Here is a 12,323-nt window from a genome sequence, read left to right on the forward strand (position 1 = left end):
ATAAGGAATGCCTGAACTCATTGTAAATAACGACAGCTATGCGATTAACGGCATTTTATTGGATAAGGACGGCACTCTGCTCGATTTTGTCTCCATGTGGGGGAGTTGGAGCGAGCATATGCTGCGGCACTTTGGGTCCCAGCTAAGGGAACTGAAGCCGCCCTTTACAGATTCATACCTGTGGGGGACGGTTCATGGACCAGATGGCGCGGTGATCGATTATGATCGCAACGGACCGCTGGCCATGGGGACGATGGCAGAGCTGTTTACCCTGCTGACTTGGCAGGGGTATCGAGCGGGATTATCGTGGGCGAAGGCGAAGGAGTTGACGGAGCTAAGCGGCAGGGCAGCCGATGCGGAGCTGGAGCGGGCTCGTCCCGTCCGGCCTATCGCCGGAGTCATCGCCTTTCTTGAAGCGTGCCATGCGCAGCATATTCCGCTTGGAGTTGTAACTGCCGATGACACGTTAGCGGCCGAGAAGCATTTGGAGTGGCTAGGTATTCGTCATTTTTTCGGTGCCGTGATCGGCACCGATCAGGTGGGGCGGGGGAAGCCGTTTCCCGATATGCTGGAGCTGGCTTGCGATAAGTTATCGATAGACGTACGAGGCGCTGCGGTGATCGGCGACACGAATGGAGATATGATCATGGGTCAGACGGCAGGAGCAAGGCTTTGCATAGGTTTGCATTTGGAGCAGGCCGAGGCCGGTGCGGCGGATCTTTTTCCCGATGCTGATTATATTATTGGAGCTTATGATGAGCTTCGACTGAAAGGAGCGGCAGAATGAAAGCAGCGGGTGGAATAGGCTGGCTGTTTCTCGCCTTGGCCATCGCGCTTGAGCTGTCGGGCACGGTATCAATGAAAATGTCCGAGGGCTTCACGCGATTATGGCCTTCTGTAACGATGTTTGCGTCCTATGGCGCTGCTTTTACGTTCCTTAACTATGCCTTGCATTATATGGATATGAGCATCGCTTACGCCACTTGGTCAGGTATCGGCATTGTCTTGATTACGCTGGCGGGAGTGCGGCTGTTCGGTGAACGGCTCCCCGTATCTTCCATGATGTGGATGGCGATCATCGTCATAGGCGTAATTGGACTGAATATGAGTTCGAAAGCCCATTAATCATCTTTGTAAATGGTACAAAAGAGAGGGAGTGGAGATTTCATGAGACATCACGATCATATCGATCAAGCCCAAGCAAATGAACAGCCGCTGATTACTTTTCAGGTCATTACGGATACCCATGTGACCGGGAATGCCGCTCACGAATATAACCAAAATTTCGACAGAGCGCTAAAGGACATTATCGCCAATTCAGCTGGGAGCAGCGGAATTATGCATGTAGGCGATATTACGGATCACGGCTTTATCGAGGAGTACGGGGAATTGAACCGTATTATCGAAGCTAACCGGGAAGGTCTTCCTCCTATTCTTTTTACCTTGGGCAATCATGATGTCGCCTTTGGAAATTGGAGCTCGAGATTGGGCAACTATACAGCCCATACCGGTATGCAGGGAGTCTATCACGATCACTGGATCGACGGGTATCACTACATTTTTCTCGGCACGGAACAGGGGCTGGAGAGGTTCTGTCATTTGACGCAGCAGCAACTGGACTGGCTGGATAAGAAGCTTGGAGAGAAGGCGTCCGCCAATAAACCGGTCTTCGTATTTTTGCATCAACCGCTGATGGATACGGTGGCGGGTTCTCTCCAAGCTCAGGACTGGTACGGCGTAGAGCAGGATAAAGAGCTGAAGCAGGTGCTGAGTAAGCATCCGCAAGCGATCATGTTTACTGGGCATACCCATTGGCAGTTAGAGGCCGAGCATACGATGTTCGATGGCAAGGGAGAAACGGCGACGATGTTCAACGCGGCTTCGGTAGCATACTTATGGACAGACGAGGACGTCCATTTTACCGGGAGTCAAGGCTTTTACGTTGAAATCTATGCGGATAAGGTTCTGGTCAGAGGCCGGGACTTTGCAGCGGGCAGTTGGGTGGAGGCGGCGCAATTTCAAATCAATTACTAGAACATCTACAGACCACTTCTCTTGAAGTGGTTTTTTTTTTGCGCGTGTTTTAGGACTTTCGATAGATTTGTAGATTTTAATTCAAAAAAAATATAGAAAAATAGCAACTTTTGGGTTGTTTTAGCGTTAAAATGGTTGATGCTGGAATTTTGGATATATTTTAGTTGTCTCTATTATTTTTTAAAGGATGGGTGGACAGATTGAGAAGGTTCGGAGTAATCGTTTTTATAGCAATAAGCTTGTTCTTGCTTAGCTTTAATTCGCCGGTATTTGCCAATACCGCTTCAATATATTTGAATGGGGCGCAGCTCGGCGCAGCTAATTTGTCTCAAGTTGAAATCGTCAACAGTAAAGTGATGGTTCCAATTCGCGTAGTGGAAGAACTAGGCTACGTTGTGAATTGGAATAAAACCGACCAAACTGTGAAAATTCAAAACAAGTCTAAAACGGTTGCGATGACCATCAATAAATCCAGTGCCTATGTCGATGAGCGGGTCGTTTCGCTTACGTCACCTCCCTTGTTGAAAGGGGGGACCTCGTTTGTGCCTTTACGTTTTATCGGGGAAGAATTCGGCCTGGAGGTGAATTGGGATAACCGCACCAAATCGGTGTACTTATCCTCCGATTCCTTGGAGCGTACGCTTGATTCGCTGGATACAACATCTATGAATAAGGGAAAAATAGAAAATATTCAATTCGCAAACAATCGGCTGACGATAAATATGAATCAAAGCGTGCAGCCGGAAATTTCCACCATGAGCGGGCCGGATCGGATCGTTCTTGATTTGCCGGGGGCTGCTTTAGCGGATTCATTTGTTTTGCAAAATATGGCGGGAGCGGGGAGCTATCAGATTAATATCGAGGAAGAACATTCGCTTGTAAGCAAAATCCGTTATTCCTTATTCAAATCGGATCCTTCGACCATTCGCATTGTCTTGGACTTAAACTCTAAGGCAAGTTATCAACTTTCTGATGCCGCGGGGAATCCGGATGGAATTATACTCGATTTGTTCGATCAAACTTCGCCAACAGCGCCAATGACGTCTACTGACACATCTTCAGACACATATACACCGCCAACAACAACTACGACGGTACCGGTTACAGGTAATAGATTAGTCGTGATTGATGCGGGACACGGAGCTCACGATAATGGTACTACCGGAGTGTCCGGCAGAGTTGAGAAGGATTTTAACCTGACCATGGCTTTAAAAGTAGAAGCGTTGCTTGGGCAAGAGCAACAGATTGAAGTGGTGCTTACACGAAACGACGATACTTATGTCACGAGACCGGATCGCGCCAAACTCGCGAACGATCTTAACGCAGATGCGTTTATCTCCATTCACGCCAACTCAGTGCTGAATATTCCTACGGCCCGGGGAACCGAAACTTATTATTATGACGAGGGAAGCAAGCCGCTAGCGGAAATTATGCATAAGCATTTGATTAGAGCGACACAGCTTAAAGACCGCCAAGTCAAATACAATAACTATGAGGTGTTAAGAAGGAGTAATATGCCAGCTACTTTGCTGGAGGTAGGTTTTTTGTCTAATGTGGAAGAGGAAGCGCTGCTCTTTACAGAAGATTTTCAAAATAGGGTAGCCCAAGGCATTGTAGACGCGATTAAAGAATACTTCGGAATATACTAGCGAGCGAAGATTAATATGTTCCTAGGTAAAACAACCCCCTCACCATGGGAATCTCCCATTGCGAGGGGGTTATTTATCTGGGTGGTTGTTATTAGCCTATTTCTTCTAGGTAATCAACGGCAACCCAGCCCCATGCATCGTGATTGTAGCTATAAACTTGCTTCCAGACATATCCGTTGGCGACTACATCGGTGCCGCCATGTTGGGCGTTAACCATATCGCCCTTGTTTAGCAAACCTAGCACTGTACCGGATGTCGAAGGAGTTTTTCTCAGTCTTACACCGTCAGCGGTAATTTTATATGTTGCAGACATCGTTGTATATTTTCCAGATGATTGTAATGGCGTTAATCCTGCCAAAACTTCTTGCGAGCTTAGAGTAGTTGTACTGACGTAGCTGCTGCTATCCGCGGCAAAGACTCCATAGGAAGGGAGCATAAGTGTTGCTGCTACTAACGAAACTGCGACGATTTTTTTGAACATAAGAATGTCTCCTTTTTAATTGAAATAGGTATTGAGAAATCGCTTAATGACAGCAAACTTGCCAGGATTGCTGCAGTAAACTGATTCCCAAGAACGATCATAAGAATAGTAGATCTTCTGCTTATCCCGCTTTCTTCTAAGTAGGAAAATTACCTTATTCAATGTCTGGTAACGGAGGCAATCCCGGCGACATCCCCTCCTTTCAAAGTGATAAATTTCCTATTATCTATCATATTAATATAAATAATACCAAAAATATAATATAATTGGAATATATTAGGGGTTAAATCTTTTTGACATAATGAAGCAGGAGGCGCTACTCATCCTGAGCAGCGCCTCCTTTGCGATATTGCAGGGGGGAGATTCCGGTCGTGCGTTTAAATGCCGTGCTGAAATAATGCTGGGTTTCATAGCCGACCTGCCTGGCGATTTCCGCGATCGTGAGGTCGGTGCCATTAAGCAGCTGGGATGCCCGGCGAATGCGGATTTGCGTCAAATAGCTGTTGAATGAGGTATCCAGCTCCTGCTTGATCATTCGGCTCAAGTACACCGGGGAAGACTGCAGCTGCTGGGCCATAGACTCCAGGGTCAGCGTGCAGTCGCCGAAGTGCTCCAGCATGTACTGCTTCGCTCTGCGCACTAACGGGGAGATGGCGGTTTCTTTCAGGACAGCGGATTTGCACTTGCGGAAGACGGCAGGCATTGCGGCGACATCGTTATCTCCTTCGGTCAAATGGACGTCTGCGGCGACCTTCAAGTAAGTCCGCACGGACGATTCGATTTGATGGAATTCGGCATCGGCCGAGAAGCTCCAGAGCAGCACCACGATAACGCCGAAGGGATCGCGGAAAATGACCTTCGGGTACGGCGCGAGCAACTCAGCGGCAATGTTCTCGATCGCGAATAAATAGAGCTGGCGCTCGCTCTCCTTCATCAGAGGCTGCGGCGCAGCTGCCTCGCGCAGGCGAATCATACCGAGCAGTGCGGGAGCGTTCACGGGCAATTGGAGAAAAGACAACTGCTCCAGGATTTCCTCCTCTGTCATGCTGCCATCCATCCATTCCTGGCAGAAGCGTTCCCGCAGCAGGGGATAGCTCTTCGTAATTTGCCGCGAAGCAGTCTGCAGATGCTCCAGTTGGATGGCTTCGGCTTCCAGCTCATCTCTGACCTGGCGCAGTACCTTCTCCAGCTGTGCCGGATTGGCGGGCTTCAGGATGTAATCCTTCACCTGGAGGCGGATTGCTGTCTGGGCATAGGTGAATTCATCATGGCCCGTGATGATGACGATTTTGCAGTTCGGCAGTTCCTTGCGAACATGCTTCATCAGTTCGATCCCATCCATGATGGGCATATTGAGATCGACGAGTAGAATGTCGATTTGATGCCGAATGGCAAGCTCGAGCGCTTCCTCGCCATCCTCGGCTTCCGCGGTGACCTGCAGCCGCAGCTTCTCCCAATCGACGCTTTCCCGGATGCCTTCACGAATGATGAACTCATCGTCGGCAATGAGCACCTTCCAGCGCTGATCGGAGGCAGGCGAAGATTGATTTAACATCAGCAATCAACTCCATTTTGAAAATCATTGTCCCGCAGCAGCGGGTGGATTACCGTTACTATTGTCCCCTCGCCCAAGACGCTGTCCAGGCTGAGACCGTATTTATCGCCAAAGGTAAGCCGCAGCCGGGCCTGCACGTTCAAGATGCCGTAGCCTTGCGTATCTCCAGCCGTTTTTGCGGCTTCTCCCGTCGGAGCGTTAGCCCAATTCCCGCCGGGTGCCTTGCCGGTGGCAGGCTCCTCCTCAGAGCTTGCTGCTTGTTCAATAGCCTGGCGCAGCGCCGAAAGCCGCTGCTCGGACATCCCCTTGCCGTTGTCGCGAATCGTAATCACCAGGTTTCCTTCTCGTTCCATCGCTTCCACATCAATTTGTCCCGGACCCCGGCGTTCTTTGATCCCATGATAAATGGCATTCTCTACGATGGGTTGAAGAATGAGCTTCAGCACGTAGAAATCCTGCACGGCCGGATCGACCTTCAGTTCGTAATCCAACTTGTTTTGATAACGGACATGCTGGATTTGCAAATAGCTGCGAATATGCTCAATTTCATCGGATAACGGAATGATAACATTGCCTTTGCTCAGGCCGATCCGGAACAGCTTCGACAGCGATTCCGCCATCTCGGCGATATCCACGGCGTCCTTGCGTCGGGCCATCCAGTGGATGGTGTCCAGCGTGTTGTACAGAAAATGCGGCTTAATATGCGCCTGCAGGCTGCTCAATTCGGCCTCGCGCTTTTGCCGCTCCTGCCGTTCCGTCAAGGAGAGGAGCCGGTTGATTTGCAGCAGCATTTCATTGAAACGGCGGCCGAGGAGGCCGACCTCGTCCGAGCGGTTGCCCCAGTAGCGAATCGTCAGATCACCGGACTGAGCCTTCTGCATGAAGGACATCAGCTGCCCGATCGGCCTGGAGATCGAATGGGCCAGGTAGAAGGAGGCAGTCATTCCGAGCAGGCAGACGACGAACACGAAGCTGACGACGTAGAAGCGGATTTCCCGTATTTCCGAGATGGATTCCTCGGTACTGAAGACGCCGACCGTCGTCCAGTTCGTAAACGGGGAGACCCTGTAGATGAACTGCAGATTCCGTCCGCCGGCTTGATGGGAATACGTTCCCGTGCCGTCCTTATTCAGCCATTCCAGCGGAATGTGCTCAATGTATGGATCGGGAGGGGCATAGATGAGTTCGCCGCTGCTATCGATCACCGTGAGGTATCCGGTTTTGCCGAGCCTGACGTCCTGCGCCGTCTCCGCAATGACTCTCAGTTTCAGGTCGATGAGGACGACGCCCTTTACCTGCTGCGTATCCGGATCGAGAATCGCTCTGACAGCCGACACCACTTCACTGTTTTTGTAATTGACATGATTCGTGACATTGCGCTCGTTCGGATGCCCGACGATCTTGAATATCCCTTTATTGCGCACGGCTTCCTGGTACCACGACTCGCGGGTCAAGTCACTCTCTGTCCGCGCATACATTTCGTTGCTGATATATTCACCGCTGCTGTTAACGATCATAATGCCGGCAACCTCTGAATGGAGGGTCGTAAAGCCCTGCAAAAATTTGCGTATATCATAATGATCCTCTTCGGAGGCAGGCGCAGGCGCCGATCCACTCTTGTCGTCTGGCTCCAGGAAGCGCTGAACATCTGGATTAAAGGCGATCAGGAACGTCATGTTCTGCAAATTTTCTACGTATGTCTCAAGGGATTCATTCACCTTGCCGATCAACTGCAGGGTGTTGTTTGTAACCTGCCGATCCAGAACGCGGTCCACAGTCCAGTGAATAAGGAAGCCAAGGCCAATGGATGGAAGGATGCTGATGAGCAGAAAGTGGATGATTAGCTTGTAGCGGATTGGTAAATTGTTGAATGACAAATGACGTACCCCCGCTGACTTAAACTTATTTCGCATAGTAATCATCCACATTATGCCGCGTCACTACTGTGATTCCGGTATCCACCTGCTCTGGAACGGATGGCGTGCCCGGAATTTGCGCGTTGTTTAGATCATGGCCCAGCGAGAAGAGAAACTGCAGCGACCAATACCCCATATTCCAGGTGCCCTGGGCCATCGTTGCGGAGATGTCCCCGCTTTTTACGAGGTCCAGCGTGCCTTTGTCGGTATCGAAGCTGATGATTTTCGGACGCTGGCTCCCGCCGCTTTCCCGCACCGCTTCCGCGACCCCGATGCCGCCATTCGCTTCCGTAGCAAAAATACCGGCGATATCCGGGTAATCCCGCAATATTTCCTCGGCCGATTGCTGGGAATAAATCTGATCCCCTTTGCCGTTCTTTACGGCGACGACCTTCATTTCGGGATAATCGTTTTGGACCGTATCCAGGAATCCGTCGGTTCTATCCTGATGGTTCTGCTGATTGGGCGTGGTGACGACGGCGACTTGGCCGCGGCCGTTCGTCAGCTCCGCCATTTGATGCGCAGCCTTAATGCCTGCGGAATAATTATTCGTGCCGAGGAAGGAATAGGCCTTGCTGCCGGGCGCATCGGAATCGAACAGGACAACGGGAATTCCCGCGTCTACCGCTTTGCCTATCGTCTCCGTCAAATCGACGGGATGAATGGCCGAAATCGCAATGCCCGCCGGCTTCTTGGCGATGATTTGCTCCAGCACCGTAATCTGCTCATGGACGTCCCGCTGCGTAGAGCCGCGGTATTCGACGGATACATTCAGCGCCTGGGCAGCGTCCTCGAAGCCCTTCAGGCTGCTTTTCCAATAATCGATCCCCATTTGAAAGGTGACCATCACGTATTTTTCATCGATTTCGCCCCGTAATCCCGCTGTTTTCCACTGTTCGTTCAAGTGGCTTTGCGACCTGTAGTCCAGTACGTACAGCAGGAAGAAGCCGATCAGGAGCAAATAGACGATCCAAATCTTTTTCATATTGAAACCCCTTTCAGAGACAGAGCTTGGACACATCATACTATGAATCGCTGGTGAAATATATCCCCTTACCCTAAGCAGTGCCGGACCTCTAAAGAGCTGGAACGGGCAAAAGGCCGTCTCTTGTGCAGAACGTTGCTTCCGCACCTAAAGACAGCCTCCGGCTGATTGCTATTGCTGTATCCCTTATTTCTGCCGATGAGTCGGTGAGTTTTCTTGCTTATTCCTGAGCGGCAGCCTGCACCGACTGGTTCGCTTGCTTGCTTTCTTTGCCGGGTCTCGCTGATACTTTATTCTCGGCCTCATGGACCTCATGAACATCGTAAAGCACTCGGGCGAGCAGGTCTTGGCTGTAGTTGCCAAAATGCTTGCCGTAGATAGTTAGGCCTCTTTTGTTCACGGGTTTATCGGTAACTGCGATTCTTAAGGTCAGCTCGCTTTTGTAATCCAGTTTGATCTGGTCGATCGTGACATCCGAAATCCGGCATCCGTCGATGAAACTGCCCTCGTGATTGATGCGGATCAGCTTAAGCATGCCGTACTGGTTTAAATGAGGCGGCCACCAGTCGGGGTTGAAGGTTCCCCGGGCATCGCCAAAGTCTCCCGGACTTGTCCAGTAGCCAATTTCGATGCCGTTAATATAGAAGTAAATGTCTGACGGGTAGTTGTCGTTGAAGCCAGGCGCCTCCGAGCTCAGTTCCATCGAGAACTGGACTTCGCGGAACGTCTGATTCGGCTTCAAATAGTTAGGAATCCGGTACTCCAGGAATCCGTCGGCGAGCCAAATGATTTCCGAGTCAATCCGCTGTGGATCGGCGAAATAGCGAGGATCGTCAAAGTCGCCGATAATGCTGTCTTTTGTCGCTAAACCACAGGTAGGAACCGCTTGGTAATCGCTGTAATGTCCTACCTGGATCTCCACTTCATATAAATTTTCAACATCCTTGCTGCGCAGATCGACCATTAACTTGTCTTTGTTCAAGTAACAAATTTTTTGGATTCCGTGTTTGCCTACCGTCGTATTGATTTCAATAAGCCCGCTTTCCTCGAGCTTCCGAATATGCATCGTGATGGCGCCATTGCTTAGATTGAGCTTGTTAGCCAAATCATTCAGGTTCAAGGATTGATTGTTTGCGAGCAGCTCCAAGATTTGAATTCGAATTTCTGAGCCTAGAGCCTTGAATATATCAATCCCGCTCATTAGATCTTTAATATAGATCATTTACCGTACCAGCCTCCGAAAAAAATGATTTCATTTTCGTTTGTTTCAAATAATTATAAACCAACAAAGCTAAAAATGAAAGCAATTAATTAAATAATGTAATATTAATGCAATATACAACAAATGTTTCCAATTTAAATTATCATTATTTTATACTTATATAAATCAGAGGTAACAAGTAATGAGGTTTTCTTCGAATTATTCTTTATATTAATAAGCTTATATCGAAAATAGAGGGATATAATTTAATAAAAACATAAAAAGATTTATATCTATGCATTTACTGTAGAGGAACTATATGCTATTTTATAGCTGTAAGCGAATTCATTCAAGGATGGTGTAATTAGTTCATATTTAATTGAAACATAATGTAAAGATGTGTGAGTACAATCATAGCGGGATCGCTGGCGAATAAATCGTGTTACAATTATAGGAGGGTTACCATTGAAACTAAAACTAGCCATCGGATGGACAGTTATGCTGCTGCTGGCTTCTTGCAGCGGACAGGCTGCGACCGGTTTGCCCAACAGGGCTGCTGAGGGAGGTGGAAAAGTGCAGGCGGAGACGGAGAAGCAGGCTGCGGAAGAAAAGGTGCCGCAGTTCAAAAATGCATCTGTTCATGATCCATCCGTCATCAAGGTTGACGATACTTACTATGTTTTCGGTTCCCATTTGGCGGCGGCGAAGACGACGGATTTCATGAATTGGACGCAGATCGCTTCGGGGGTACATGACGGAAATCCATTGATTCCGAACGTGACTACCGAGCTGGCGGATACGCTGGAATGGGCGCAGAGCAACACGCTTTGGGCGCCGGATGTCATTCAATTGCCGGATGGGCGCTTCTATATGTACTATAATGCCTGCAAGGGAGATTCTCCGCTTTCGGCCATGGGCGTTGCGGTGGCGGATCAGGTCGAGGGACCGTACAAGAACCTGGGCATTATGCTGAAGTCGGGGATGTGGGGGCAGCCGAGCGAGGACGGCACGGTTTACGATGCCACCGTTCATCCGAACGTCGTGGATCCACATGTGTTTTTCGATAAAGAGGAGAAGCTGTGGATGGTGTACGGCTCTTATTCCGGGGGCATCTACATTTTGCAGATGGATCCGGAGACTGGATTCCCTTATCCGGACCAGGGATATGGGAAGAAGCTCCTCGGTGCTAATCACAGCCGCATCGAAGGCCCATATATGTTGTATAGCCCGGACACGGATTATTATTACTTGTTTCTGTCGTACGGCGGACTCGATGCGATCGGGGGCTACAACATCCGTGTAGTACGTTCAAAAACACCGGACGGCCCGTTCGTAGACGCGGAGGGTCATGAAATGACTGGCGTGGGCGGCCCAGCAGGGACGTTCTTTGACGATGAAGCGATCGCGCCTTACGGCGTGAAACTGATGGGTAATGTGGAATTCGGCTATGTCGAGGGAGAGACATCGGGTGTGGGGACGGCTTATGTGTCGCCTGGACACAATTCTGCTTATTATGATGAGAAGACAGGCAGGTATTATTTGATTTTTCATACTCGTTTCCCAAGCCGGGGGGAGAGCCATGAGGTGCGCGTGCATCAGATGTTCATGAACGAGCACGGCTGGCCGGTCGTGGCGCCTCACCGCTATAGCGGCGAGACGATCGGTACGTACGACGGGGCGGCGCTTGCCGGGGATTACAAGTTCGTTCGCCATGGCAAGGACATTACGGCCGAGGTCAAGGAATCCTCGATCATCCGCCTGGCCGACGGCGGCAAGGTGACCGGAAGCGAGGAAGGCACATGGCGCTTCACCGGCGACCATGGGCTTGAACTGTCCCTTGCCGACGGCGTATACCGCGGCGTGTTCCTTCGCCAATGGGACGGCGGAACGCTGCAGCACGTTATGGTCTTCTCTGCCTTATCCGACACAGGTGAAGCGGTGTGGGGCAGCCGCGTCGCGGTGAAGGAGTAATTTTGAGTGTCTGATTCGGTTGAACTGTTTTGGATTGTTTGAGCTGAACTGTCCTGATCGCTTTAGTTATACTTGTAAAGCAAAAAGCCCTTGACCTTTATGGTCAAGGGCTTTTTCGGTTTGTGGACAGGTATGCACACTAGTTGTATTCAGTACGCCAGTTGGGTCATGCACACAGTCGTATCAAGCACGCTAGTTGAGCCTTGCCCCAGTAGTGTCAAGTAGGTCAGTTGTGTTCAATAGACAGCCGCATCCAGTACACAAATTGAGTCCAGCATACAAGGCGATTTTCTGCACATCAGTTGAGTCCCGCAAATCAGTCGTATCCCGAACATCAGTCAGGTCCTGCGTACAACGTCGCTCCCATCGAGCAAAGTTTGGCTAGTGCTAGTGTTTGCTGGGCGGCGTAACGGACCCTAGTTCCGTTATTCCTCCAAAAGGCGGCAAATTCGTATGCTAACGGACCGTGGTTCCGCTAATGTGCCAAATTGTCTTGAAATAATGTGTGTTTTGAGTAAATAAGGTCCTCTG

At 49.9% G+C, this 12,323-nt stretch carries 10 protein-coding genes; 5 read left to right on the plus strand and 5 right to left on the minus strand.

Annotation, left to right across the window (positions count from 1 at the left end; all coding sequences use genetic code 11):
- The first annotated feature begins 7 nt into the window (after positions 1-7).
- The 4 genes from ACYUJT_RS23120 (at position 8) to ACYUJT_RS23135 (ending at position 3,683) form a co-directional block, all read left to right on the plus strand.
- On the plus strand, positions 8-787 hold the full coding sequence (locus ACYUJT_RS23120) for an HAD family hydrolase (RefSeq protein ID WP_460326806.1): 780 nt from the start codon (positions 8-10) through the stop codon (positions 785-787).
- Positions 784-1,125, plus strand: a complete 342-nt coding sequence (locus ACYUJT_RS23125) for a DMT family transporter (protein WP_460326808.1) — start codon at positions 784-786, stop codon at positions 1,123-1,125. Before ACYUJT_RS23120 ends, ACYUJT_RS23125 begins: the two co-directional genes overlap by 4 nt.
- 42 nt (positions 1,126-1,167) lie before the next feature.
- On the plus strand, positions 1,168-2,034 hold the full coding sequence (locus ACYUJT_RS23130; RefSeq protein WP_460326810.1) for a metallophosphoesterase family protein: 867 nt from the start codon (positions 1,168-1,170) through the stop codon (positions 2,032-2,034).
- 239 nt (positions 2,035-2,273) lie between these two features.
- The gene (locus ACYUJT_RS23135; RefSeq protein ID WP_460326812.1) at positions 2,274-3,683 is read left to right on the plus strand and encodes an N-acetylmuramoyl-L-alanine amidase; all 1,410 of its coding nucleotides are present in this window, start codon (positions 2,274-2,276) and stop codon (positions 3,681-3,683) included.
- A gap of 91 nt (positions 3,684-3,774) precedes the next feature.
- On the opposite strand, the gene ACYUJT_RS23140 is transcribed toward ACYUJT_RS23135, so the two are convergent.
- From ACYUJT_RS23140 to ACYUJT_RS23160, 5 genes are all read right to left on the minus strand, one after another.
- On the minus strand, positions 3,775-4,164 hold the full coding sequence (locus ACYUJT_RS23140) for an SH3 domain-containing protein (protein ID WP_460326814.1): 390 nt from the start codon (positions 4,162-4,164) through the stop codon (positions 3,775-3,777).
- Positions 4,165-4,480: 316 nt separating this feature from the next.
- The gene (locus ACYUJT_RS23145; protein WP_460326816.1) at positions 4,481-5,719 is read right to left on the minus strand and encodes a response regulator; all 1,239 of its coding nucleotides are present in this window, start codon (positions 5,717-5,719) and stop codon (positions 4,481-4,483) included.
- Positions 5,719-7,632, minus strand: a complete 1,914-nt coding sequence (locus tag ACYUJT_RS23150) for a cache domain-containing sensor histidine kinase (RefSeq protein ID WP_460326818.1) — start codon at positions 7,630-7,632, stop codon at positions 5,719-5,721. The genes ACYUJT_RS23145 and ACYUJT_RS23150 overlap by 1 nt, the downstream gene beginning before the upstream one ends.
- The gene (locus tag ACYUJT_RS23155; RefSeq protein WP_460326820.1) at positions 7,622-8,620 is read right to left on the minus strand and encodes a substrate-binding domain-containing protein; all 999 of its coding nucleotides are present in this window, start codon (positions 8,618-8,620) and stop codon (positions 7,622-7,624) included. Before ACYUJT_RS23155 ends, ACYUJT_RS23150 begins: the two co-directional genes overlap by 11 nt.
- Before the next feature lie 220 nt (positions 8,621-8,840).
- The gene (locus tag ACYUJT_RS23160) at positions 8,841-9,842 is read right to left on the minus strand and encodes an ArsR/SmtB family transcription factor (protein WP_460326822.1); all 1,002 of its coding nucleotides are present in this window, start codon (positions 9,840-9,842) and stop codon (positions 8,841-8,843) included.
- Positions 9,843-10,286: 444 nt separating this feature from the next.
- Between ACYUJT_RS23160 and ACYUJT_RS23165 the strand changes: the two genes are divergently transcribed.
- Positions 10,287-11,792 carry a glycoside hydrolase family 43 protein gene (locus ACYUJT_RS23165; RefSeq protein ID WP_460326824.1) on the plus strand — a complete coding sequence of 502 codons (1,506 nt, stop codon included), beginning with the start codon at positions 10,287-10,289 and terminating at the stop codon, positions 11,790-11,792.
- Positions 11,793-12,323 lie beyond the last annotated feature (531 nt).

It is taken from the genome of Paenibacillus sp. YSY-4.3 (assembly GCF_054767475.1).

Bases quoted from the DNA above. Each gene is read 5' to 3' on its own strand.
- ACYUJT_RS23120 (WP_460326806.1), top strand. From the start codon at position 8: ATGCCTGAACTCATTGTAAATAACGACAGCTATGCGATTAACGGCATT.
- ACYUJT_RS23125 (WP_460326808.1), top strand. From the start codon at position 784: ATGAAAGCAGCGGGTGGAATAGGCTGGCTGTTTCTCGCCTTGGCCATC.
- ACYUJT_RS23130 (WP_460326810.1), top strand. From the start codon at position 1,168: ATGAGACATCACGATCATATCGATCAAGCCCAAGCAAATGAACAGCCG.
- ACYUJT_RS23140 (WP_460326814.1), bottom strand. From the start codon at position 4,164: ATGTTCAAAAAAATCGTCGCAGTTTCGTTAGTAGCAGCAACACTTATG.
- ACYUJT_RS23145 (WP_460326816.1), bottom strand. From the start codon at position 5,719: ATGTTAAATCAATCTTCGCCTGCCTCCGATCAGCGCTGGAAGGTGCTC.
- ACYUJT_RS23150 (WP_460326818.1), bottom strand. From the start codon at position 7,632: ATGCGAAATAAGTTTAAGTCAGCGGGGGTACGTCATTTGTCATTCAAC.
- ACYUJT_RS23155 (WP_460326820.1), bottom strand. From the start codon at position 8,620: ATGAAAAAGATTTGGATCGTCTATTTGCTCCTGATCGGCTTCTTCCTG.
- ACYUJT_RS23160 (WP_460326822.1), bottom strand. From the start codon at position 9,842: ATGATCTATATTAAAGATCTAATGAGCGGGATTGATATATTCAAGGCT.